Annotated in this window: 23 protein-coding genes; 17 read left to right on the top strand and 6 right to left on the bottom strand. The window is 44.5% G+C overall.

Annotated elements, in window-relative coordinates:
* Nucleotides 1-101: 101 nt before the first annotated feature.
* Nucleotides 102-1,040 (top strand): magnesium transporter CorA family protein, encoded by a 939-nt coding sequence (locus A3860_RS17585; RefSeq protein WP_081148041.1) that lies wholly within the window; start codon nt 102-104, stop codon nt 1,038-1,040.
* Nucleotides 1,041-1,076: 36 nt separating this feature from the next.
* Nucleotides 1,077-1,532: an NUDIX domain-containing protein gene (locus tag A3860_RS17580; RefSeq protein WP_081148040.1), complete on the top strand. Its 456-nt coding sequence runs from the start codon at nt 1,077-1,079 to the stop codon at nt 1,530-1,532.
* A 27-nt stretch (nt 1,533-1,559) separates the two neighbouring features.
* Here the strand turns inward: A3860_RS17580 and A3860_RS17575 are convergent, their stop codons facing one another.
* On the bottom strand, nt 1,560-2,480 hold the full coding sequence (locus A3860_RS17575) for a hypothetical protein (RefSeq protein ID WP_081148039.1): 921 nt from the start codon (nt 2,478-2,480) through the stop codon (nt 1,560-1,562).
* A 556-nt stretch (nt 2,481-3,036) separates the two neighbouring features.
* On the opposite strand from A3860_RS17575, the gene A3860_RS17570 reads away from it, so the two are divergent.
* Both A3860_RS17570 and A3860_RS17565 read left to right on the top strand, forming a co-directional pair.
* A complete protein-coding gene (locus A3860_RS17570) occupies nt 3,037-4,746 on the top strand; it encodes an ATP-binding cassette domain-containing protein (RefSeq protein ID WP_081148038.1) in 1,710 nt (569 codons plus the stop codon).
* A 360-nt stretch (nt 4,747-5,106) separates the two neighbouring features.
* A complete protein-coding gene (locus A3860_RS17565; RefSeq protein ID WP_081148037.1) occupies nt 5,107-6,336 on the top strand; it encodes a glycosyltransferase family 9 protein in 1,230 nt (409 codons plus the stop codon).
* Here the strand turns inward: A3860_RS17565 and A3860_RS17560 are convergent.
* Nucleotides 6,269-7,882 carry a glycosyltransferase family 87 protein gene (locus A3860_RS17560; protein ID WP_081148036.1) on the bottom strand — a complete coding sequence of 538 codons (1,614 nt, stop codon included), beginning with the start codon at nt 7,880-7,882 and terminating at the stop codon, nt 6,269-6,271. The genes A3860_RS17565 and A3860_RS17560 overlap by 68 nt on opposite strands.
* Before the next feature lie 134 nt (nt 7,883-8,016).
* Between A3860_RS17560 and A3860_RS17555 the strand changes: the two genes are divergently transcribed.
* The 8 genes from A3860_RS17555 to A3860_RS17520 all read left to right on the top strand — a co-directional run bounded on the left by A3860_RS17555 (nt 8,017) and on the right by A3860_RS17520 (nt 17,372).
* Nucleotides 8,017-9,411 (top strand): Fic family protein, encoded by a 1,395-nt coding sequence (locus A3860_RS17555; RefSeq protein ID WP_081148035.1) that lies wholly within the window; start codon nt 8,017-8,019, stop codon nt 9,409-9,411.
* Nucleotides 9,412-9,452: 41 nt separating this feature from the next.
* The gene (locus A3860_RS17550; protein WP_081148034.1) at nt 9,453-10,334 is read left to right on the top strand and encodes a glycosyltransferase family 2 protein; all 882 of its coding nucleotides are present in this window, start codon (nt 9,453-9,455) and stop codon (nt 10,332-10,334) included.
* Nucleotides 10,335-10,411: 77 nt separating this feature from the next.
* Nucleotides 10,412-11,911, top strand: a complete 1,500-nt coding sequence (locus tag A3860_RS17545) for a B12-binding domain-containing radical SAM protein (RefSeq protein WP_081148067.1) — start codon at nt 10,412-10,414, stop codon at nt 11,909-11,911.
* Nucleotides 11,912-11,957: 46 nt separating this feature from the next.
* Nucleotides 11,958-12,629, top strand: coding sequence for a methyltransferase (locus A3860_RS17540; protein WP_081148033.1), 672 nt, complete (start codon nt 11,958-11,960; stop codon nt 12,627-12,629).
* A gap of 3 nt (nt 12,630-12,632) precedes the next feature.
* A complete protein-coding gene (locus A3860_RS17535; protein WP_081148032.1) occupies nt 12,633-13,679 on the top strand; it encodes a radical SAM protein in 1,047 nt (348 codons plus the stop codon).
* A gap of 24 nt (nt 13,680-13,703) precedes the next feature.
* Entirely contained in the window at nt 13,704-15,167 is a 1,464-nt protein-coding gene (locus tag A3860_RS17530; RefSeq protein WP_081148031.1) for a B12-binding domain-containing radical SAM protein, read from the top strand.
* Entirely contained in the window at nt 15,160-15,969 is an 810-nt protein-coding gene (locus A3860_RS17525) for a class I SAM-dependent methyltransferase (RefSeq protein WP_158085287.1), read from the top strand. Before A3860_RS17530 ends, A3860_RS17525 begins: the two co-directional genes overlap by 8 nt.
* Nucleotides 15,966-17,372 (top strand): B12-binding domain-containing radical SAM protein, encoded by a 1,407-nt coding sequence (locus A3860_RS17520; protein WP_081148029.1) that lies wholly within the window; start codon nt 15,966-15,968, stop codon nt 17,370-17,372. The genes A3860_RS17525 and A3860_RS17520 overlap by 4 nt, the downstream gene beginning before the upstream one ends.
* A gap of 3 nt (nt 17,373-17,375) precedes the next feature.
* Here A3860_RS17520 and A3860_RS17515 read toward each other — a convergent pair whose 3' ends face one another.
* On the bottom strand, nt 17,376-18,296 hold the full coding sequence (locus tag A3860_RS17515) for a hypothetical protein (RefSeq protein WP_081148028.1): 921 nt from the start codon (nt 18,294-18,296) through the stop codon (nt 17,376-17,378).
* Nucleotides 18,297-18,391: 95 nt separating this feature from the next.
* Between A3860_RS17515 and A3860_RS17510 the strand changes: the two genes are divergently transcribed.
* The 5 genes from A3860_RS17510 to A3860_RS17490 all read left to right on the top strand — a co-directional run bounded on the left by A3860_RS17510 (nt 18,392) and on the right by A3860_RS17490 (nt 22,251).
* Complete coding sequence (locus A3860_RS17510) at nt 18,392-19,147, top strand: sugar transferase (protein ID WP_158085286.1); 756 nt, start codon at nt 18,392-18,394, stop codon at nt 19,145-19,147.
* A gap of 232 nt (nt 19,148-19,379) precedes the next feature.
* Nucleotides 19,380-19,928 (top strand): YceD family protein, encoded by a 549-nt coding sequence (locus A3860_RS17505; RefSeq protein WP_081148026.1) that lies wholly within the window; start codon nt 19,380-19,382, stop codon nt 19,926-19,928.
* Between the two features lie 35 nt (nt 19,929-19,963).
* Nucleotides 19,964-20,146: a 50S ribosomal protein L32 gene (rpmF, locus tag A3860_RS17500; protein WP_081148025.1), complete on the top strand. Its 183-nt coding sequence runs from the start codon at nt 19,964-19,966 to the stop codon at nt 20,144-20,146.
* Between the two features lie 62 nt (nt 20,147-20,208).
* Nucleotides 20,209-21,153 (top strand): phosphate acyltransferase PlsX, encoded by a 945-nt coding sequence (plsX, locus tag A3860_RS17495; protein WP_081148024.1) that lies wholly within the window; start codon nt 20,209-20,211, stop codon nt 21,151-21,153.
* A gap of 168 nt (nt 21,154-21,321) precedes the next feature.
* A complete protein-coding gene (locus A3860_RS17490; protein ID WP_081148023.1) occupies nt 21,322-22,251 on the top strand; it encodes a CPBP family intramembrane glutamic endopeptidase in 930 nt (309 codons plus the stop codon).
* A gap of 9 nt (nt 22,252-22,260) precedes the next feature.
* On the opposite strand, the gene A3860_RS17485 is transcribed toward A3860_RS17490, so the two are convergent.
* The 3 genes from A3860_RS17485 to A3860_RS17475 form a co-directional block, all read right to left on the bottom strand.
* A complete protein-coding gene (locus tag A3860_RS17485; protein ID WP_081148022.1) occupies nt 22,261-22,467 on the bottom strand; it encodes a hypothetical protein in 207 nt (68 codons plus the stop codon).
* Between the two features lie 316 nt (nt 22,468-22,783).
* The gene (locus A3860_RS17480) at nt 22,784-23,008 is read right to left on the bottom strand and encodes a hypothetical protein (RefSeq protein ID WP_143774157.1); all 225 of its coding nucleotides are present in this window, start codon (nt 23,006-23,008) and stop codon (nt 22,784-22,786) included.
* 339 nt (nt 23,009-23,347) lie between these two features.
* Nucleotides 23,348-24,067 (bottom strand): DUF4397 domain-containing protein, encoded by a 720-nt coding sequence (locus tag A3860_RS17475; RefSeq protein ID WP_158085285.1) that lies wholly within the window; start codon nt 24,065-24,067, stop codon nt 23,348-23,350.
* Nucleotides 24,068-24,091: the final 24 nt, after the last annotated feature.

Raw genomic sequence — 24,091 nt, 5'->3', positions numbered from 1 at the left:
ATTGCCCCGACTGGTGACCAACCGGCCGGGGCTTTTTGTTAACAGAAGCATTTTAAAAATTCCTGTATGTATCAAAAAGCGGCCTTACCTTTGCGCCGCCTATGATCCAGTACTTCAAAAATATTAATAAACAGACCATTGCGATCGATAAACCCGAGAACGGTTCCTGGGTTAATATACTCCCCCCTCTGAAACAGGAGGAGTTCAGCGAATTATCATATAACCTTGATATTCCGCTCGACTTCCTGACGGACTCGCTCGATATTGACGAACGCACCCGTTTTGAAGAGGCTGACAACGTAAAGCTGGTGGTCATAAAAACGCCCACCGAAAACAACTCGTTTAACGAAAGCGACGCCTACTATATCACCATTCCCATTTGTATCATCATTACCCACAACCAGATCGTAACGGTGAACTCATTTGAGAATGGCGCTATCAAAAAATTCCTGAACACCTTTCAGAACCGGCACCCCGACAACCGGAAAATGATGGTGCTGAAGATCATTGAAAAGATCACTCAAACCTATCTCGAATTCCTGAAAGAGATCAACCAGCGCAGAAACATCTTCGAACAAAAACTGTATGCCAGTAGCCGCAACGAGCATTTGCTGCAGCTGATGCGGATACAGAAAAGCCTCGTGTATTTTGTGACCGCCCTGCGCTCGAACGAAATGCTGTTGATGAAAATAGAGCGCACCAACTTCCTTGGGCTGAACGATGAAGAGAAGGAGTTTATGAACGACCTCATCGTTGATAACTCACAGGCCCTTGAAATGGCGAATATCTATACCAACATCCTGAGCAGCACCCTCGATGCGTTTGCAAGTATTATTGCCAATAACCAGAACGAAGTATTGCGGCGGTTATCGGTAATAACCATTGTGTTGTCGCTGCCCGTGCTGGTGGCCAGTATTTATGGAATGAACGTACCCATTCCCTATTCGCATTCACCATTTGCCTTCTACATCCCCGTGTTTTTGTCGTTGGTGATATCGCTGGTGATCGGGTGGTTCTTTTTGAAGAAGAAACTATTCTAGTTAATTCACAACTAAAAACTTAGCACCTTGTCATCCATGTTCAATGTGAGAGTATATGGCATCTTGATTGGCGAGAATAAACAGGTACTGGTAAGCGATGAATTGATCCGCGGCGGTTATTATACCAAATTTCCCGGTGGCGGACTGGAATTTGGGGAAGGCACCCGCGATTGTTTAAAACGGGAGTTCAAAGAAGAAATGGACCTCGATGTACGCGTTGGCGATCATTTATACACTACCGATTATTTTCAGATGAGCGCGTTCAATTCCGAACACCAGATCATTTCAATATACTACTTCGCCCATGCACTGGAACCTATAAAAGTACCCTTGCGCGGGAAGCCCTTCGAGTTCGACGAACAACAAATGGCTGTATATAAAGAAAAAGGAGAAACAGAAACCTTCCGCTTTATTGACTGGAATGATTTTTCAGAAGAAGCTGTTTCCCTGCCCATCGATAAAATAGTAGCCAAAATGATCAAATCAATGTAATGGTTGGTTGGGTCACTATCCCGCTTTTTAAAATAACCAGGATAAGGGCAATGTTCGGATAAGGCCTGCAAAATAGGAATCTATCGTTGGTTCTGTTTTTTCAGCTGAAATACGCATTTTCTTCACGAATGAAATGGGCAACGTAGCCTTTACGCCTTCTTTATCATAAATATAAATAAGACCGCCACTGGCTTTCATTCCGAATACATAACCGGTTCCCTCCCCTACCGATACCTGGTCCTGCCGCGAAGGGCCCTGTACATAACCGATCAATTGAACCTGGCTGGTTTGTGAAAATTCCACTCTATCAGGATTATACATCCGAAACCTGTCGCGGGGCTGTTGCTGCTCCACATACCCATCAGGATGACTATGATAATAAACCAGCGCTTTTTCTTTGATCAATAACCCTGCGCCCTTTAAGGAATTGGGATCAGATCCTTCGCCTGAAATGCAGGTTACGGTGCCATCAGGGAATACCACGCCACCATGCTCTTTATATTTATGCGCATCACCTGCAGCGCAGCGTGAAACAATGTTATCATACATACGCCGAATAATTCGTTTATCCAGCACAGGTACAATATTTTTAACAACTAACGGATTATCAATTGCGCCATGCTGTATGAGGCGTTGCACCCTGCGGGCCGTGCGGCGTGAAATACCATTTACCATTGCCGTATTGTATCCATCGCTTAACTGCATGGTTGAATCATTCAACGGTATATCATCAAACACCTGATTGAACGACTGCTTTGTTCTTACCACATAAGTGGCCGCTGAAGCAGCTTTCACATTGCACCACAACAGTTTCCCACGTTCATTATAATAATACGTAGTATCATCACTACCAATTGCAAAAACGATATCGGATTGTAGTATTACCAGGGAAAGGAAAATAAAAATGCGGGGATTGAGTGGAATGCATTGAATAAGATACTTTTTCATAATGATAAGGTTTACAATGAACAAAAATGGATATGAAAAAAAGTAACTCCTGTTAATGCGGCAATTCCTGGCTAAGCAATATAACAATGCAGTAGTACAACAATCGGGTTGCAATATTATACTGTATAAATTGTTGATCCAAATTTACAGCTTACAGAAAACACTTATGTGAATTACTCTTTTCTTCACTTTTTTATAAGGAACTGATAACTATTTATTAACTTCTTTCTTTGGTAAAAAAGGTAATGACACTAAAACTTAAGGTAACGGTCAATCTACGGATAGTAATATATAACGCGGGAGCAACAACTAACGGTCAACAATATTAGTTTTTTAAAGGAAGGTCACCAAATTCCCAACCATCTTAATTAAGTCACGTATTCACCGGCTGTATTATTAAAAAATAATATTCTTTATTTTCGTTACATCGAACCGGTTAAATAAGAAAGCACCATGGCCAGTATTAGTGGCAACCCAACAGCCGGTTTTTGCGTACAAATAATAAAGTCAGCATAAAATCGGGTGTTTTCACCGTTTTTAAAACAATGCAATAAAGGTGACAGGTATTCTAACAAAAACAAGGGCCGTTTTAACCCCGTACGAAAAAAAACAGTGGGCCCGGCTCACCGGGTTAACGCTGTTGATCAGCATCGCCGACATTGGGTCGCTGGCCTTCCTGTTATACATCATTCATTTTTATACTCAACAGGTTGACGCAGTGAGCACCTTCGCCCCTTTTTTGGGCGAACCGGCGGCCCAATGGTTATTCAACCGTTCTTCCCTTATTCTCATCACCCTGTTCTTTTTTATCTTCAGCGTAAAAAATTTGGTAGCCTATCTTATTCAGGCCAGGCAAACCAGGTTTGTGCACGAAGTGGCAGCGCGCATTTCCCGCAACAATATGCTGCAATACCTCGAAGGGAATTATGGCGACTATATTCATACCGATTCCTCCGTATTCACCCGCATCATCAGCCTGCAACCACTGGAATTTTGTCAGCATGTGCTGGCCTCCTTTCAACAGGTGTTTACAGAAACCGTATTGATCGTTTTATCGATTGTTGCTATCCTGCTTTTCAATGCACAGTTGTTCCTTATATTATTGATCGTGCTGCTGCCACCGGTGATGCTGGCCGCCTGGTTCACCAAACGAAAATTGCACAGCGCCCGCCACTATATCAAAAGCAGCAGGACCACCATGTGGCAACACCTGCACGAATCCATTACCGGTTTTGTTGAAAGCAATATTTATGACAAGAACGAATTCTTTACCGGCCGGTATGCCGGGGCCCAGCAAATGCTCAATAAACACCAGGCCGATCTGCAATCGTTACAGGCGTTGCCCGCAAGGCTGGCAGAAGTGTTTGCCGTTTTTGGCCTGCTGGCGTTGATAGCCATCGGCAATAGCCGGGGAAATACACAGTACGCCACCCAGATGGTGACCCTGGGGGCTTTTATTGCAGCTGCCTACAAGATCATACCGGGTATCGCCCGCATGCTGAATGCGATTGGACAAATTCGCACCTATGCATTCACCCTGCACAACCTGGTGCAGGATAATCATACAGCCGGCAAACAACTGAGCAGCACCCCGCCGCAATCCATTCATTCCATTTCGTTCGAAGGCATTGGTTTTTCGTATGATCATAAACCCGTGCTCCACAATTTTTACTGCCAGCTACAACCCGGCGATATGGTTGGCATTGATGGCCATTCGGGCAAAGGCAAAACCACTTTACTGAATATATTGCTGGGGTTCATTACCCCGCAAACCGGACAGATACTCATTAATGAACAACCCACCAGTACTTTACAGCGCAAACAATACTGGCAACATATAGCTTATGTAAAGCAGCAGCCCTTTTTTATGTACGATACCCTGCTGGCCAATATTACCCTGAATGCCCGCGCCGATGATCCTTTCGAACAGGGCAGGCAGTGCAACGAAGAACGCCTGCAAAATGCGCTTGACATTTCGGGCATTACAGCCTGGTTGCCGGCATTGCCAGCCGGTATTAATACCCTGCTTACAGAAAATGGTAAGAACATCAGCGGGGGTCAACGCCAACGGGTTGCCCTGGCGCGGGCATTGTATAAGGAAGCCAATGTAATTATGCTCGATGAACCCTTTAGCGAACTGGATGAAAAATCCGAAGAATCGTTATTGCAACACTTACAACAACTGGCCGCCTCGGGTAAGCTCATCATCCTGATCACCCACAATAAAAAAAGTTTGCAAGCCTGCAATAAGATCATAACCCTGTAAGAATAAGTTGATTATCCCTTTTCTCCTTTCTGTATACCTTTTTTACCAACCTTTTTGACCAGAACAGCGTATAATAAAGCTCAAAACCAAATTACAAATCCTGACAGAGAGACACCTATTACAAATAACAGCCCTCAAACAGATACTAAAATCCAATTATCAAATTCAAAACATCAAATTATGTAAACACCCCAAAACCCTAAATCTCCTTAAATCATCTATCCATTCACCGGCAGCAACCCGACCCCTGTTTTTAGCGTATCAACAAAGGGTGCTTAGGTCAGCGCAACATATGCTACCGGTGTAAGACAACACCAGCTAACCATTCGCAACTGTTATTAACAAACCAAACATTTTTGTGTGCAATTACCTGCCAACCGAAAATTGGACAAGTACATTGGTTACTGCCTGATTGTCTTTTTTCTTCCCATAACCAGATTGCTGGGTATTCTACTACGCCGCAACCACCGCCTGAAACAACCGCCTGAACATATATTGTTCATTAAATTACTGGGGCTTGGTAGTTTAGTGGTGGCCTCGGATCCCATTCAGGCTATGCGCCAGAAATATCCCGGAACACGTTTTATATTGCTCACCGATAACAATATTGCCAGCGGTATTGAACCCTTTCAGGTCTTTGATGAAATATGGCCTGTTAATACCAGCTCCCTGAGCAACACCATCAGTACCTCGTTAAAGTTCATTGTTCGCTCATGGCAATTGAAAAAATTGTGGGTGGCCGACCTGGAAGTTTATTCAAAACTTACCACCGTATATGCGTTGTTTACCATGGCGCGAAACCGGTTCGGGTTTCATTTGCGCCCCGTGTTCTTTCGTAAATTCCTGAATACCCATAACATCCCTTTCAAGCAATCAGACTGTTTGGAAGACAATTATTATCACATGGCCCGGGTGATCACCAACGGAGAGGAATTGCCCGTGGTGCAACCGGTTGTGCGCACCGACGAATGGCAAAAGCCTTACATCATTCTGAACAACACCTGCAGCAGCCTGGCCCCGGTGCGTAAATTACCCGATGAAACCTTTGCCGCTATTTGTAACTGGATATTGACCCATACCCATTTTCGCGTGGCTTTTTTAGGAGCAGCCGGCGACAGGGCCCACATCGATCAATTTATTGATCAACGCCTGCCGGTATGGAAACAAAAAGGAAAGTTGTTCAACATTGCCGGCGTACTTGACTTTGAAGCCTATTACCGCTTTATTGCAGACAAAGGGGTTTGCATGGTGACCATTGACAGCGGGCCCCTGCATATTGCCCGCAAGCTGGGACTGCCAACGGTTTCTGTATGGGGACCAACCAATGCGGCCAGTTACATTAAAATACCACCAGGCCAGGAAAACCGGCACGTGTATCATTATTATAAAGTAGCCTGTTCACCCTGTGTGCATCATCATGAGCAATTGCCCTGCGGCGGCAATAATTTTTGCATGAAAGATATACAGGCAGAAAGCATTATTGAAAAGCTCAGGCAACTGCTGGTACATTTAGACCCTACTGCTACGGCAATGGTACCTGGCGTAATGCATAAAACCCAAAGCCCCTGTTTTGATCAGAAAGATAAATGATGTGGTGGCCGTTGATCAGCATCGCCTGTTGTTTGCGATCGGGTGTTGAGGTAAGCCGTTTTCCCTTATAATAAAGCTGGTTATTTTGTATTTGTACTTCACCGGTTGAATACTGCTGAACAAAATAACCGGTAACGGTTTCATGGCTGCCTTTTTCATCCCAATAATAATATACTAGTCTGTTGTCTTTTATGACATATGCATATACCAATGGCAACTCATACGGCAACAACCAGGTGCTGTTGTTCTTTTGCGCAAATAATTTCGGCGCATCAGCCAGCAGCAGCACTATAAATAAAGCAATAAAAGGTTTTGGGCGGAACCGAACGCCGGCGTCGATTACCAGTAAAAGGAATAACAACAGCAATAAATACAACCGGGGGAATTGCAGTAACAACGGCCAGTTCGCCAATGATTGAACCGGGATGGTATTGATAAAAAACAACAGCGCCATTCCAATATAGAGGTATGATCGCCTGCTGTTACACAAAGCCAGCAAAGGTAGCAGCAACAATATTAAGGAATAAGTGCTGCCATTGGGCGATAACAGTATGCTGGCAGTTATCCAGCCCGTAAATGCAATATGATCGGTTGTCTTTTTACTCAGCGTAATTCCCACGCAACCCACCAGCAACGCTGCTTTATACAATACCATTGAAAAAATGAACAAAGGCTGGCTATTGAACAGTACATGCGGGTTTTGCACTGCATCATACACGAACAGGTTCTTCACCAGCATAAAAGCCGATTGGAACAGGTAAGTGTAGCTGGCATTCAAATCGCCACTGGCCGACCGGGGAAAAATAGTGAACACATAATATTGCCAGGCGGCAAAACCGTTCACTAAGACAGAAACAACACCCAGCAACGCACAGGCAGCCACGCAATACAGGGCCTGTTTACATTGCTTCTTTACCACCAGAAAAAACAATACCACCAGCGGGAACAATTTAAACACAATGGCTACCGACCACAACACAGCAGCCAGCACCATGCGGCCTTTTTTATAAGCCATATATCCTTCGATCAGTAAGGCAAATAGCAACAGGTAGGCCTGTCCAAAAAAGATGTTATTACGTAAGGGAATAAAAAAGAGCACCGGTATCAACCACGTAACCCGGGCAGGAATGGAAAAGAATTTGATGGCACGGGTCATTACCCACACAAACACCGCTGCAGAAAATATATTAAAGACAATTTTGGAAACCGTTACAGGCAACAACAGAAAAGGCGCAAACACAATTGATGTAAATGGCGGAAAGGGGGCATAGCAAACAAAAACGCCGGTATATCCTTTTTGTGCGATCAATGCATTCAGGGAATAAGTATCATATACATACTGGTAGTTTCCCCGTAACAATTCCTGGCCGCCGAAATAATACCCGGCAAAATCTGAGAACGGCGCACCGGCTGCTTTATATATAAACCAGGCCAGCAAAGCTGTAAGAAAAATGATGGGGTAATATAATGAGTAGCGGGTAAGCATGAAATTGAAGATCAATACGGTGAATGGAGAAAGGAGGTTGTTTTTATGGTAAAAATCCAAAGTTCTGACAGGAAAATTATTGCCTGCTGTCAGTTAGTAATCCGTCAATTATTTTGTCGCATTACTTTTTATTGCGACAAAATTGTTGATATTCCGATTGGAAAGGGGTATATTGGGGTAAATTGTCGCAAAAAATGGCTAACAGTAATAAAGTAACACTGCAAATTGACGCAATAATTCAGGCATTTAGTTGCATAGATGATGGCGCTTCCATTGAACAAATCAAAGCGGCATGCGGTCTTAATATTGAGCTTCGAACCCTGCAAAGACGATTGGCCGAACTCAAAAAGGAAGGTTATGTAAAAACATCCGGAGATAAACGCTCAACCCGGTATCATAGCACTATGTACCACGTTAACCTTTCAAGGTCAATTGTAAAAGAGCCATCTCAACCGTATGCCACTACAATACAACTTTCGGAAAAAAGCCTGGAAATTCAATCACTGGTTTCGCGGCCGGTACAACAGCGCGAACGGGTGAGCTATAATCGCGAATTCCTCGAAAGCTACCGGCCCAATATTGACAGCTATTTAACACAGGAAGAAAAGAAATGGCTGGCTGAAATCAGCAGAACATTGAGAGAAGATAAACCTGCAGGCACCTTCGCCAAAGAGATCCTGAACCGGTTGCTTATTGATCTGTCGTGGAACTCAAGCCGCCTTGAAGGCAACTCTTATTCATTATTGGAAACAGAGCGGCTCCTTGTACAGGGCCTTGCCGGAAACAAAAAAACGCTTACCGAAACTCAAATGATCCTTAATCATAAGGATGCGATTGAATTTATTGTAAAAGGCGCCGATAGCAACTGCTTTAACCGATATACAATCCTGAACCTACATGCGATGCTTTCAGACAACTTATTACCTGAACCGAAGTCTTCCGGAAGCATTCGCACTATTGCAGTAGGGATAACCAATTCGGCATACACACCACTTGCCATACCACAAGTACTTGACGAACTATTTGAGATGATCCTGCAAAAGGCAGAGCAAATTGAAAATCCATTTGAGCAGGCTTTTTTCTTTATGGTTCAATTGCCTTACCTGCAACCCTTTGAAGATGTAAATAAACGGGTTTCCCGGTTAGGCGCCAATATTCCCCTGAACCGTCATAACCTCTCCCCGATCTCTTTTATAGACGTACCCCGAGAATATTACATACAGGGGCTAATGGGCATTTATGAGCTTAATCGCATAGATCTTATGAAGGATGTTTTTATTTGGGCGTATGAACGTTCTTCCAGAAAATATGCCGCTATGCTTCATACTATAGGAGAGCCGGACCCCTTCCATGTAAAATACCGGCAACAAAAGCGCAGGTTGGTAGCCGAAATTATTTCAAGGGCTCTTGACCGCGAAACAGCTATAGCAGTAATCAATGACCGGGCATTATTTTTACCTGCTGAGGACCGCGAAAGATTCATTGAGTTTGTTGAAACAGGGCTCATGTCACTCCACGATGGAAATTTTGCCACTTATTTTGTTTCGCCTAATGAATTCAAGCAATGGAAACAGGCATGGGAAATTTGACCACAGGCAACTTAGCATAACCTTCATCCGTAATTATCAACATGGTAAGCGTAATAATTCCAACTTACAACCGGGCGCGCCTTATTGAAGAAAGCATTTACAGTGTGCTGAACCAAACCTATAAAGAGCTGGAACTGATCATTGTCGACGACGGTTCAACCGACAATACCGAAGAAATTGTACGCGCCATTCCCGATCCCCGCATACAATATTATAAACTGCCGCATTCTGGCCGTAACGCCATTTCTAAAAATTTTGCCATCCGCCAGTCAAAAGGCACCCTGATCGCCTTCAATGATTCGGATGATACCTGGGATACCACTAAACTGGAAAAACAGGTTCAATTATTATCACAACATCCCCATATAGGATTTTCCATTACTGATGCCGTCAACTATAAGGAAGGCCAAATCATTTCGCCACGCACCTATACCATTCGGCAGGGCGTTGAATATGCCAATATATTCAACCGTATGAAAGAAAACCGCTTTGTGGTATACAACCCGACAATACTGTTGCGCCGTTCTTGTTTCGAAAAAACCGGTTTTTTCGATGAAACCATGCCCTATGGGTCCGAATTTCATTTTAATATACTACTGGCCTTTCATTTTGATGCCGGTATTATATATGAACCGCTTTTATGGCGCTTCCTGCATGAGACAAATGACAGTATTCAGGTGCCGGTTGAAAACCTGGAAGGGTTCATGAACACCTTTGAATACCTGTATCACAATAATATGGTGTCTAAAAAATACCTGTACAAGGCCAAAAGCCATGCTTACCGTCAAATAGGCCATTTATTTAAACAGGCACAAAACCTGACTGCCGCCCGCCATAACTACCGGCAATCGTTAAAATACGATCTTATGCAGCCTATTTGCTACTGGCTATTATTAAAGACCTACCGAATTGGCGATAACTGATCAACTTTCCCCCACAGGCAACTCAACACATTAAATATTCGTATGATTCTCAATGACCTGCCGGGTCATTGTTTACAATGAATAAAGTATTACTATTCAATCCGCGAAGCGCCAGAACCAAACCCAGGATACCCAACTCAATCCTCTCTATAGCAGCCGCTATTGAAGGATTATTTGAGTATGCTATAGTTGATGGCAACCTGGAAACCGATCCCTGGCAAAAAATAAACAGCTACCTGGCCACCGGGGCCTTTAAATATTTTGGTTGCAGCTGCATGCCCGGCCCGCAACTGAGGCAGGCCATTCCCATTTCAAAACAAATCCGGGAATTGTATCCCGATGTCAGCATCGTGTGGGGCGGTTACTTTCCATCAAACCAACCCGGGGTGGTGCTGCACTCAGGCTTTGTTGATTTTATCGTTAATGGTCCGGGCGATAAATGCTTCCCTGCATTGTTGAACGCGTTGGAGAATAATCAGTCATATACCACCATTCCCAACCTCATATACCGGGGCGGGCAGGGTATTATTAAAACCGGGAAAGACGAATTGTACGACCAGGACGCACTGCCGTCCCTGCCCTATGATGCGCTCAACAATTTTTACCCGTTGCGGCGCTATTTGGGTAAAACTTACCTGGGCACGCGCACCATCGCTTATCATAGCAGCATGGGTTGTCCGTTCAAATGCTCGTTCTGCGCGGTAGTACCTATTTATAATGCCCGCTGGCGCGGAAAAAGCGCGCAACATATTTACCAGGATATAAAATACCTGAAGGATACCTATGGCGGTAATGCCATTGAGTTTCACGATAACAACTTTTTTGTATCAGAAAAAAGAACCGTTGAATTTTCGCGGCTCATTCAACCCGAGAACATGATATGGTGGGGTGAAGGAAGAATTGATACCATCGATAAATACAGCGACCGCTCGCTGGAGCTGATGCGCGAATCGGGCTGCAAAATGATCTTCTTTGGCGCAGAGACCGGGAATGATGAAATACTGCAACGGATGGATAAAGGCGGCACGCAGAGCAGTGCACAGATCAGGTCCTTTGCCGCGCGTATGGCTAAATTTGATATCATTCCCGAATATTCTTTTGTGTTAGGTACCCCCGCCGATACGCCTGAACAGGTGATGAAACAAATTGATCAGGATATCGCGTTCATCAAGGAGATCAAAAGCATTAACCCCCAAACCGAGATCATTATTTACCTCTACAGCCCGGTGCCAACAGAAGGATCTGAGCTGTACAAAAAAGTACTGGAAAGTGGTTTTCATTTTCCGGAAAAACTGGAAGACTGGATCAGTCCGCACTGGGAGAATTTCGATTTACGCAAGAATCCTTTAACGCCCTGGTTAACGCCTGAAATGGTTGACAAGATCAAAGATTTTGAGACTGTGCTGAACAGCTACTACCCTACTGTTTCGGATATCCGCTTAAGTGGAGTTAAACGCCGCATTATGCGCAGCCTGTCGGCCGTACGGTATAAAACCGGTTTGTACTGGAAACCGTATGAATTAAAAGTGCTGCAATTGTTGTGGAAATACCGCCAGCCTGAAATTGAGGGCTTCTGAGCGTCCTTCGACCCGGCTCAGGACCGAATAAAAAATTAAAAGATCATTGAGACAAACCATTAAAAATATAACCACCCGTTTATACAAACCGCTGCTGGTAAAATACCTGTCGGCCACCCGTATGTACACCTACAAGGGGATCAGGCTGGTAATACCGCCGGCCGTGTTTCACCCGGGCTTTTTCTTTAGCACGCGGTTGTTATTGCGGTACATCGCATCGCTTCCATTAAAGCATCAAACGTTGCTTGAACTGGGTGCAGGCAGTGGGTTGATCGCATTATATACTGCACGGCAGGGCGCTCGGGTAACAGCAACCGATATAAATACCGTGGCCATTCAGTCATTGAAATTGAACAGCCATAGCAACCGCATTCCGCTTGGCATTATTGAATCGGACCTGTTCTCCAATATTCCGCAACAGACTTTTGATATCATTGCTATCAATCCGCCTTATTATAAAAAACAACCAACCACCCCTGCGGAATATGCCTGGTATTGTGGCGAACAAGGTGAATATTTTCAGCAATTGTTCAGCGGCCTGCATGCATACATGCATCCGCAATCAATAGTATTGATGGTGTTGTGCGATGGCTGCGACCTGGCGATGATACGCGGGATGGCAACAGCAAATGGGTTTCAAATGAATTGTGTGATGGAAAAAGGGAATTGGGTAGAGATAAATTATATTTTCAAAATTGAGCAAACGGTCAGTGTTTAACAAATGACAATCAACCAACTTTACCATACTTACCAGCGCTACCGCACCTTGCAAACGGATGTAATTAAAACATTACCCGTCGTGATCCTGATGCCGCACAGCGCCTGCAACTGCCGTTGTGTAATGTGCGACATCTGGAAGGATAACAAGAACCTGAAACAGCTTACCGAACAGGATATTGCCGGTTTGCTGGGCGCATTCAGGAAGTTCGGCACCCGGGTAGTGGTGATGTCGGGCGGTGAAGCATTGCTTAATGCCAACTTTTTCCGCTTCTGTGAAATGCTGAAACAGGAAGGTATAGCCGTCACTTTATTATCGACCGGTATTGCATTGGAGAAGAAAGCAGACCAACTGATACAATGGGTGAACGACATCATTGTTTCGCTCGATGGCGATGAAGCATTGCACGACCAGATACGTCAGATACCCGGCGCCTTTCAAAAACTGCAATGGGGCGTACAACTGATCAAATCAATAAACCCGAAATACCGAATTACAGCACGTACGGTGATACACCGGTTGAACTTTCGTCACTGGATACCAATCGTAAACAGCGCCATGGAAATGGGACTCGACCAGATCAGCTTTTTACCGGCCGATGTAAGCAGTCACGCTTTTAACCGCGCCACCATCTGGAGCAACGACCGGCAACAGGAAGTGCTGATACATGAGGAGGAGTTATCCATGCTGCAATTGGCCGTGCAGGAGTTGATCAGGTATCATGAAACAGCCATTGATCAGCGGTTCATTGCCGAGTCGCGCGAGAAGCTGCAAAAGATATATGCTTATTACGCGGCTTTTTATGGAAAGAATCCTTTTCCGTATAAGAAGTGCAATGCCCCCTGGGTGTCAACGGTCATTGAAGCAGATGGCACGGTGAGGCCCTGCTTTTTCCACGAGCCCATGGGTAATATTCATCAACAAAAACTGGAAGCTATCGTAAACAGCAAAACCGCGATCGCATTCAGAAAGAATCTGGATATGGATACGAATAGTACATGCGTGAAGTGTGTATGTTTTTTGAACCTGCCACCACGAATGGAATTATGAACTGAGAACGATTAACGAATTATCATGAACAACAGGATATTATTCTCACATTCTTATTTTCTACGATTCGACCCCAAGCAATGGGCTACCGGGCAACCTTACCCTCCATTGGGTACCCTGTATGCTGCGGCCCTCATGCGTGAGAACGGTTATGTGGTTTCTTTATTCGACACCCTGTTTGCACACCAGGCGCAGGATATTCAACACGCATTGGATGAGCAAACACCCAACTTTTTCATCCTGTACGATGATGGCTTCAACTACCTCACCAAAATGTGCCTCACCAATATGCGTGAAGCCGCTTTTGCCATGATGAAGCTGGCCAAAGCAAAAGGTTGTACAGTGATCGTTTCCAGCTCAGACAGTACCGATCATTTTGAACAATATTGCCGCGAGGGCGCCGACTTCGTTATCCTCGGTGAAGCCGAGCAAACACTGCTTGAACTGGTGCAGGCCATTCAACATAAAGAAAATGATTTTGAACATATTGCCGGACTGGCATTCCTGCGCAACGCCGCCGTCTTCAAAACCACGCGCCGCCTGGTGATGAAGGACCTGGATGCTTTGCCATTGCCCGCCTGGGACCTGGTTGATATTACTCCATATAAGAACATGTGGTTAAAAAGTTCCGGTTACTTTTCCCTTAATGTGGCCACCACGCGGGGGTGCCCGTTCAAATGCAACTGGTGCGCCAAACCAATCTACGGCAACCGCTACAATGCAAGGTCGCCTGAGAAAGTGGTGGAAGAATTAAAATGGCTGAAACATAAATTCCAGTTCGATCATATCTGGTTCTGCGACGACATCTTTGGTTTAAAGCCTGGATGGGTTCGCGCATTTGCCGATCAGTTGCAAAAAGTACAACTACAATTCCGGTTCAAGATACAGGCGCGGGCCGACCTGCTTTTGCAGGAAGATACGATCAGAGACCTCGCCCGGGCGGGTTGTCATAATATTTGGATGGGCGCCGAAAGCGGTTCGCAAAAAGTGCTCGACGCCATGGATAAAGGCACTACGGTTGAACAAATTTACCAGGCCACTACGCTGCTGAAACAGCATGGCATTCATCCTTCTTTCTTTATACAATTTGGTTATCCCGGCGAAACAAAAGAAGATATTGCCAAAACCATTCGGATGATCAAGGACCTGCTGCCCTATGAAATGGGCATCTCGGTGTCGTATCCGCTGCCAGGTACGGTGTTCCATGAGCGGGTGAAAGCAGAGCTCACGCAAAAAAGCAACTGGACCGATTCAGACGAACTGTTACTGATGTTCCGCAATACGTATCCGCCCCAATTTTATAAAAAGCTGCACCGGTATGTGCATCATGTGTTCCGCAGGCAACAAGGGTGGGTAGCGTTACGTAATGCCATAAAGAATCCTTTTGCATTGAGGGGTCAGGATTATAAAAAAATAGCATCCGCCTGTTGGCATATGCCATCGCTGTTATTAGAGCGTATTCAGTTAAACCGGTATGCACATGAGTAAGGCAACCACTTTTGATGTACTGGCAGGCAACTATGATGTTGCGTTCACCGATAGCCTTATTGGCCACGCGCAACGCCGCATCAGCTATAAATGGCTTCGGCCATTGCTGGCACAAAAGAGCGGGATGCAGTTACTTGAGATCAATTGCGGAACCGGCGCCGATGCAATCTGGATGGCGCAAAAAGAACATCATGTTACGGCCACCGATGCATCACCTGCCATGATCGAAAAAGCAAAACGAAAAATAGCGATAGCCCCTTTACCCAATCAACCTGAATTTCAAACTTGTTCCTTTAACGAATTGCATGCTACATTTCAGGGCCGGCAATTCGATGGTATTATTTCCAATTTTGCAGGCCTCAATTGCGCAGCGCCTGCGGTAATGGAAAATGTAGCCAAACAATTACAGCAATTACTACGGCCGGGTGGTTTCCTGGCTGTGGTATTGTTTGGAAAATATTGTTTGTGGGAAACCATGTATTACCTGTTGAAAGCGCAACCCAGGCAGGCGTTCAGAAGATGGAACAATGGAGAAGTAATGGTGCCGCTGTCGGCAACTGTTCAGCAGCCGGTATATTATTATTCTATAAAAAAATTTACCCGGTTGATGCGGCCATTGCAATTGATGGAAAAAAGACCGGTGGGCCTTTGCATTCCGCCATCCTGGATGGAAGGCTATATGCAACAACACCGGCGGTTCTTTAATGGATTGGTAAAAGCAGAAGACAGGATTGGTGGCGCGCCCTTCGCTACCATACTTGCCGATCATGCATTCCTGTTATTTAAAAAAGAAGTGAAATGAAGATCCTGTTAACACATGGATATTTTATCGGTGAAGATGCCAAAGAACAAGCCATTATGCGGCCCTATGTACCGCTGGGCATTCTCTATATATCAGCATACCTCGAACAACATGGATATAACAACGAGGTATTCGACAGTACCTTTTCTTCATTCGATAAATTATGCACCAGGCTGTTGGAAGAGCGCCCGCAGGTGATTGGTATTTACACCAACCTGATGACAAAACTGAATGTGCTGCGCATCATCAATTTTGTAAAGGATACTCCCGAATTACAACAAACAAAAATAATACTGGGCGGCCCAGAGGTGAGGAACCATGCGTTGAAGTTCCTGGAACATGGTGCAAATTTTATTGTATCGGGTGAAGGAGAGCAAACCATGCTTGAATTGGTGCAGTATATGGAAGGCACGTTTACCGGCACACTGGCAGATATTGAAGGCGTATCATACCTCGATGCCGAAAAAGGAATGCTGCAGAATAAGGAACGCACCAAATTAAAGAACCTCGATGTGCTTCCCTTTCCCAATCGCCATAAAGTAAACCTGTCGTTGTATTTCGATGCCTGGAAAGGCCGACATGGCACCAGTACCATTTCAGTAAGCACCATGCGGGGTTGCCCATACAGTTGCAAATGGTGCAGCCGTGCGGTGTACGGACAAAGTTATCGCAGAAGAAGTCCGGGTAAAGTAGTGGATGAAATTGAACATATAAAAGCCAATTATGCGGTGGATAGCCTCTGGTTTGTAGATGATGTGTTTACCGTAAGCCATCAATGGCTGGAAAAATTTACAGAAGAAATAACCAGCCGTAACCTGGTGATGCCGTATGAGTGCATTTCGCGGGCCGACCGCATGAATGAAGAAGTGATCATCAATTTAAAAAAGAGTGGTTGCTTCAGGGTATGGATAGGCGCAGAAAGCGGTTCTCAAAAAGTTATTGACCTTATGGACCGCCGCGTTGAAGTAGAGCAGGTGCAACAAATGATACAACTGGCACGCAAACACGGGCTGCAGGCCGGCACATTTATTATGGTAGGTTATCCCGGCGAAACAAAGGAAGATATTTATGCTACCGTACAACATCTAAAAAATGCCGATCCCGACCTGTTCACCATTACCGTGGCCTACCCCATTAAAGGAACGCCGTTGTATGCAGAAGTGGAAGATCGTTTTGTAGCCAGTTTGCCCTGGGAAAACAGTACCGATCGCGATATAGATTTTACCAGAACGTATAACAGGAAGTATTACGATTATGCCATTCAGATGATCAACTATGAAGTGAATTATCACAAGGCCCTGAAGAAACCGGTGGCCAATTTATTCAGGTTGTCCATGCTGAAGCTGCGTTCAACCCTGGCCAAGGGGCATATGTGGGTCGAGGAAAGGAAAAAAGTTATTTAACACTTACATCCTGCTGCCAATTAAATTTCCATTGATCTCTGTAAGCTTCTTCTGAAGTGATTCCAACACCTTTCGTTGAAAAAACTCCGGCTTTGGTTTAGAGAAATGTTTGCCGGCGCACATGCCCATACGGTTGCCATGCGAATTGGTCTTCAGCAGTTCTTCTTTCTCCTTCCAACGGCGAATAGTGATGCGCATCAACAGATCATCCAACGCATTACCCACTTTATTATTCAGCAACCATTCTACCGATCTTTTTAACCAGCCCGACCGGCTCAGTAACATAGAATGTTTTCTTATAGTTTGATTGGGATAATAATTATCCGTCCAGCTGTTTTGATCATAAAAACGGTCCATGGTGCCATTGCCGCAAACCGGCAACAGGGTAACCATTTCAGTAGCGGTAAAAATATTCTGTTCTTCAATCAGCATGGCTTCTTCATCAATATAATAATTCATACAATACCAATGCTGATGGCCGGTGATAAATGTTAATTTTTTGAAAAGGTGCATCAGCGTTCTGGCAATCCACATCCGGTTGGTTCGGGTGATAATAAAAAAGTCAATATCGGTATGCTGATCGGCGAAGTTCTTTGATAATGATCCCGAAATGCCAATACCCATTACAAAGGGGAACCTGAACAGGAAACCACCCGCTTTATAGGCTGTTTGTAGTAATAATTCGGCTTTATTATTGCCATTAATTCTTCTGGTATGCAATGCGGGGTCGGGTTGCAATGAATAAAAATGCCCCAATTGAAAAATGCGTTTGTCAACAACAAGCTGTTGCAATACAGGCTTTAGTTCATCCGGGTCCATGGGACGATCGAGAAATTGAAATATCTCATCCTTTGTAAGCGGATAATTAAAGATATCAAAATAGGCCAGGGCCTTCATGATACTTTGTTCACATTGTGCTGGCATGCAGTAAGTATTGTTGATTAAAGGCAACTCTATAAATGGTTATACCGTATACTGTCATTAAGAATACTATGATTCAAGAAAAAAGGTTGCCTTTGTTGAAAAGGACCGTCCTGCGCAAATATGTTGATAGTAAAAGAGGCTATTTCCTCTGCAAACGGATACTTGATGTATTGTTTGCAACGGCTATTATAATAACCATTTTAAGCTGGTTATTGCCAGTGCTGGCTTTGTTAATAAAGCTTACGTCGAAAGGCCCCGTATTTTTTCTACAGAAAAGAACCGGTCGTGGGGGACGATCATTTACCTGTTACAAATTGCGCACCCTGGTTCATAACCCTTTGGCCCATACTAAACGCCTTGAGATCAGTGAGGAACCCATCACCCCCCTGGGGCGGTTCCTGCGGCAATCGAACCTCGATGAACTGCCCCAGTTCTTTAATGTGCTTGCCGGTAACATGAGTATTGTTGGCCCCCGCCCTCATATGCATGCCGATTGCAATGCTTTTGCCGAACTTATTCCGGGATATAAATTCCGTAACCTGGTAAAACCAGGCATTACGGGGCTGGCCCAGGTAAAGGGCTACCATGGGAAGATCATGAGCCGGGAATGCATTTACAAAAGATTTGAATGGGATGCCCGGTATGTAAAATCGGCAAGCATGCGGCTCGACATATATATAATATATGGTACCGCGCGGAAACTGGTACTGTTCCTGCTGGGGAAGAAGCCCGAAAATCAACAATCGGTCCCGGTCGCTATGGGGAGCAACCGGCAGCCGGTGCACCAACTGGTTGATGAATCAGCCACCCTGAAAAAGAAAACCCTGAAACCAGTAACTGTTAACCGGTAATCCCCGAACCTGGGAACTTAGAGTTAAGAAGTTAAAACTCACCACTCCCCTGGCAAACTGCCTACCGGTAACTTAATAACTTTCACCCATTTATAGTAATTTTGCCCGTAACCACGGGGTTCCCAGACAACATTACGGTTCAAAACAGGCTATTTTTGCCATTTTTTTGCGACAACCTTTACCTGTTTGCCTGAGAATCCCTACCTTTGCAAACTCTTTAAAAGGGTAGTTCATGAACAGCCGACGGAATTACGATATAGCATTTGTAGGATTGAAACCGGGCACTCATGAGTTTGAATATACCATCGACGATAAGTTCTTTGTAGAATACCAGGAGCAGGATTTCCGCCATTGCACCGCGCACGTAAAACTGTCGCTGGAAAAGCAAAACGGCTTTATGCTACTGAAATTTGAGGTCGGTGGCAAACTGGAGGTAACCTGTGACCGCTGTGGCAATAATTTGCCACTTGAATTGTGGGATGAGTTCAACCTTGTAGTTAAAATGGTTGACGAACCAGATGTTATGAATGAACAAGAGGAAGATCCCGATGTTTATTACATTTCAAAAGGAGAAAGCCATTTGCACATAGCCGACTGGATCTATGAGTTTATAAACCTGAGCATTCCTATGCAACGGATGTGTGCTGATGATGAAATGGGCGGTCCGCACTGTAATAAAGAAGTGCTGGAAATGCTCAGGAAACTGGAAGAACAGAAACAATCGTCCATAAACCCCTTGTGGAAGGGGCTGGAAAAGTTTAAAGACCTGGAAGACAATTAATTATTTTTTAAAATAGACGTTATAAATCTGAGTGTATGCCTAATCCAAAACGGAGACATTCCCAACAGCGGGGTGCTAAAAGAAGAACACACTATAAGGCTGAAAAAGTAACCTTGAGCAAGGACAGCACTACGGGAGAAACGCATGTTCGCCATCGCGCTCACGTAAGTGAAGGCAAATTATACTATAAAGGTAAAGTAGTAGTAGAAAAGGCTTAATTATATAAGCCGCACTTTTAACCTCCTTTATTATTATAATATAATAAGCCTCGTTGCCGGAAATGACTATCTGTTTAGACATGATGGGCGGAGACTTTGCACCACTGGAAGCAGTAAAGGGCATCCGCGATTACCTGACAGAAGCTGATGATCCGGCTCTGTTGTTTTTAGTGGGTGATGAAGCGCAGATCAATCCATTGCTGCAGCAACATGAAATACCGGCCGATAAGGTTCGTGTTTTTCACGCCCCTCAGGTAATTGATTATAACGAATCTCCTACCAAAGCACTGAAAGAAAAGCAGCAATCATCCATTGCTGTTGGCTTTCACCTCCTGGCATCGGGAAAAGCGGGTGCATTTATAAGCGCCGGAAATACCGGGGCTATGCTGGTGGGCGCTATGTATAGTATCAAACCCATAGAAGGTGTTCAAAGGCCTACTATTTCTACCATTATTCCTAAAGACAACGGAAACACCGGTCTGCTGCTCGATGTTGGCCTTAACGCCGATTGCAAACCCGAGCACCTGAACCAGTTTGCCCTGTTGGGTTCGCTGTATGCGAAACACATCCTGGGCATTGACAATCCGCGTGTTGCATTATTGAATATTGGGGAAGAAGAAGGCAAGGGCAACCTGCTGGCGCAAGGTACCTATCCCCTGCTGAAAGAAAATACGCAGATCAATTTTGTAGGCAATGTAGAAGGCCGGGATATCCTGCTCGACAAAGCCGATGTAATGGTTTGCGATGGGTTTACCGGAAATGTGATCCTGAAACTGGCCGAAAGCCTGTACGAGATCACCCACCGCAAAGAAATAAAACACGAGTACCTCGACCGTTTTAATTTCGAATTATATGGCGGAACCCCGGTATTAGGCGTTGCCAAACCCGTGATCATTGGTCATGGTATTTCACACGCCAAAGCCTTCAGCAATATGATACACCTGGCCCAGAAAATGATCGCCACCGATCTGCTCGGAAAAATGAAAGCCAGTTTCGAAGCAAAATAATCTGTTCTCTTTTATCATATTAAACGCCGGTCTCATTAAAAAGACCGGCGTTATTTTTTGGTTTAAATGGAAATAAGTTTATCTGGTTCTGTTTGCCATTTCACAGGTGGCCCGATAGGCCGGTGGTTTGCCGTTTTTTCATACCTTCCATGCTGAAGCCTTTCTTCCATGAACGAGATCATTGGTTACCTGCGGAATTATTTCCAATCTGTTAACCGCACCATTTTTTTACTTACTACCCTTTTTGTAGCCATTGCCATCACCTGTAATTATACCTTTGGCATTGAGCCCGCCATTGTGGCTATCCCCTCCTGGCCCCTGCGCATTGCCGCCTTCTTTGGACTGTTTGGTTTTGTTTTTACCATCGCCTGGCTGCTGCAATTCCTGCTGGCCGGCGAAACCATTCCCGATAACCGGTTCTTTTTCGTGTTGCTGATTGCAGCGCCCTTCATTTTCGCCATCAAGATCACGTTCAACGAAGTAGCCGGTCTTCTTACAACCCATTTTCCTTACCCCTGGAACCAGTATTGGTTCCGTGTGCTCGACTGGCCTTTAAAATTATTAGTGACAGCCGCACTCGTCACCGCCATTTGGCGATGGGGCAGGTTCGATAAACCGCTGGCCGGCTTACAGGCAAAAGGGTTCAATGTGCAACCTTACCTGCTGTTATTGCTGGGCATGGTGCCACTGATAGCTTTTGCAGCCACCCAAAATGATTTTCTGCATACGTATCCCAAAGTGCAACGAATTGAGATCATTAACCAATACGTGCAGCATAGTTTTCCCTGGAAACTGCTCTATGAGCTCTCCTATGGGATCGACTTTGTGACCATCGAATTTTTCTTTCGCGGATTTTTAGTGCTTGCGTTTGCCCGTTTTGCCGGTAAACATGCCATATTACCGGTGGCGACGTTCTACTGTTCCATTCATTTTGGAAAACCCCTGTTCGAATGCATTACCTCCTATTTCGGGGGCATTGTGCTGGGTGCAGTAGTGTATAATACGCGTAGTATCTGGGGAGGATTAATAGTACACCTGGGCATCGCCTGGCTTATGGAGCTGGCGGGCTACCTGGGGCATTTGTATAAAGGGATGTAAAGCACCCAATTACAGTAAATACAGGTTATTCTGTTTCATGTAAGCGCAAAAAGGATATTCACGGCCTATTGCGTTCAGGCGGGCTACAGTTTCTTCACTGGGAGGAGTAGGAAACGCTGTTTCCATCAGGATCTTTTCCGCTGCGTTGGTGTTTTCAAAGGAAAGGGTTGAAGTGCTGTTGACAGCTGTAGTCAATGTGAATGTTTTCTTTTTCATGCGCCAAAATTTACAAGTAGTGAATAGATGTAATTAAACAGGCTTTCTGTTGGATACGAACGCTATACAAAATCAGACCGGGTCGTTCATACGGCAGAAAAAGAATCAGATCGTTAATCGTTATTTCAATGACAAGCGGGAATAGAAAGAAAGTAGTTTTCGAGAGTTGTAATCTACATCAAAGATAGATCAAAAATTCCTGGAATGCTAGCCCTTTAACAAAAAATATATGCTTTTTTGCAAGAAAATAACGTCTGATAAGGAAAAATACCTACCCAGACCTTAAAAGCAGCGTATATATTTTTTATTGTAATAATTATAAAGGATCGTTTACTTTCTGTTTATAGTAAACGCAAAAAGGATATTCCTGGGCAATACGGTTAAGCTGCCGGATGGTTTCTTCACTTGGGGGTGATACCGTATTTAAAATGGGTTCAGCTTTCCGGTTTGTTTTCCTTCGAACAATACGGCGGGTGAGCTTCTTTGTGATAGCGGGCAACTCCATAGTAGGAGAAAATACAGTTGCCGATGATTTTTTCATACGTTCAAAACTTTATAAAGGTTATCAGATGATGGTACATCAATATGTATATAAACAACACTAAAGCGTTTATGCATGCGCTACCAACCAAACATCAGTAAAACCAAAAAGTTCACGGAGTACAGACACGGAAAGTAAAATGGGTGAGACTTAACATTTCGCTAGTAAAATTCAATAAATCGGCTGTAATAAGGAAGATAATAAAGTTATCTAAAAATTAATTCTTTTCCTAGTGCCATAACAAATAAATTTCGCACATGTACGAAAAAAATACGTCCCGACTTTAGTCGGGACGTATCAAAACATTTATGTTCATGAAACGCTGTTCGCACTTCAATGTTAATCAGATGCCATCAGGTAATCAACTCCCAATGCAGTAGTGCCTGTTTTGCCGGTAAGCCCTTTTAAGTACAGGGTGTATGCATAGCCACCACCCATTGTTACAGAATACGTTTGAGCAATCACCGAATCAGTACCTGCTTTCTTTACAGTAATATCATAAGTGTTCGGAGAAACCTGGAAGAACTGGTTGTAATAAGTGGTACTAGCAATGTCGGCATACTCACGGCTTGATTCAATTTTCGTTGTATTTAAATAAACGTCAACCGGGCCAATTTCAGGGGCCAGGTGGAAGAACCGGTAATGCGTCTTTGATACATCGACCAATGGTGAAAAATCATCTACCATGCGCAACGCACTTACATGCATGCTATCGGGGTTATACAATACAAGCGTATAATGCTTCAGGGAATCATATGAAGCTGTAGACAAACTTGCTACCACGCTATCTGAACTTGCCTTTTTGAATGTAATGGCAAATATGGCGGGATCAAGCGCTGAATAGGTGGGCGAAACCGAACCCGCAGTGATTGCAGAGGATGCCTTCGTATTATCGAAATATACCTCCACCGAGGGAGCCTTTGGCGCCAGATGCAACAAAGAGACAAACGTTTTGACTGGACTGGTACTGCTTGCCGCTTCCTTCAAACACCCACTCAACAGCACGGTTAAAAAAGACAGTGCCCCCAAAAACAAAAAAGCATTTTTTCTTACTTGCACAGTTTTCATTTTTAGTTAACAATA

This window comes from Niastella vici, from assembly GCF_002077945.1.
In the GTDB taxonomy this organism is placed as follows: Bacteria; Bacteroidota; Bacteroidia; order Chitinophagales; family Chitinophagaceae; genus Niastella; species Niastella vici.
The sequence above is the reverse complement of the archived record's forward strand: the minus strand, read 5'-3'. Positions and strand labels throughout refer to the sequence as shown.

Bases quoted from the DNA above. Each gene is read 5' to 3' on its own strand.
- A3860_RS17585 (WP_081148041.1), top strand. From the start codon at position 102: ATGATCCAGTACTTCAAAAATATTAATAAACAGACCATTGCGATCGAT.
- A3860_RS17580 (WP_081148040.1), top strand. From the start codon at position 1,077: ATGTTCAATGTGAGAGTATATGGCATCTTGATTGGCGAGAATAAACAG.
- A3860_RS17575 (WP_081148039.1), bottom strand. From the start codon at position 2,480: ATGAAAAAGTATCTTATTCAATGCATTCCACTCAATCCCCGCATTTTT.
- A3860_RS17555 (WP_081148035.1), top strand. From the start codon at position 8,017: ATGGCTAACAGTAATAAAGTAACACTGCAAATTGACGCAATAATTCAG.
- A3860_RS17550 (WP_081148034.1), top strand. From the start codon at position 9,453: ATGGTAAGCGTAATAATTCCAACTTACAACCGGGCGCGCCTTATTGAA.
- A3860_RS17545 (WP_081148067.1), top strand. From the start codon at position 10,412: ATGAATAAAGTATTACTATTCAATCCGCGAAGCGCCAGAACCAAACCC.
- A3860_RS17535 (WP_081148032.1), top strand. From the start codon at position 12,633: ATGACAATCAACCAACTTTACCATACTTACCAGCGCTACCGCACCTTG.
- A3860_RS17530 (WP_081148031.1), top strand. From the start codon at position 13,704: ATGAACAACAGGATATTATTCTCACATTCTTATTTTCTACGATTCGAC.
- A3860_RS17525 (WP_158085287.1), top strand. From the start codon at position 15,160: ATGAGTAAGGCAACCACTTTTGATGTACTGGCAGGCAACTATGATGTT.
- A3860_RS17520 (WP_081148029.1), top strand. From the start codon at position 15,966: ATGAAGATCCTGTTAACACATGGATATTTTATCGGTGAAGATGCCAAA.
- A3860_RS17515 (WP_081148028.1), bottom strand. From the start codon at position 18,296: ATGCCAGCACAATGTGAACAAAGTATCATGAAGGCCCTGGCCTATTTT.
- A3860_RS17505 (WP_081148026.1), top strand. From the start codon at position 19,380: ATGAACAGCCGACGGAATTACGATATAGCATTTGTAGGATTGAAACCG.
- rpmF (WP_081148025.1), top strand. From the start codon at position 19,964: ATGCCTAATCCAAAACGGAGACATTCCCAACAGCGGGGTGCTAAAAGA.
- plsX (WP_081148024.1), top strand. From the start codon at position 20,209: ATGACTATCTGTTTAGACATGATGGGCGGAGACTTTGCACCACTGGAA.
- A3860_RS17490 (WP_081148023.1), top strand. From the start codon at position 21,322: ATGAACGAGATCATTGGTTACCTGCGGAATTATTTCCAATCTGTTAAC.
- A3860_RS17485 (WP_081148022.1), bottom strand. From the start codon at position 22,467: ATGAAAAAGAAAACATTCACATTGACTACAGCTGTCAACAGCACTTCA.
- A3860_RS17480 (WP_143774157.1), bottom strand. From the start codon at position 23,008: ATGAAAAAATCATCGGCAACTGTATTTTCTCCTACTATGGAGTTGCCC.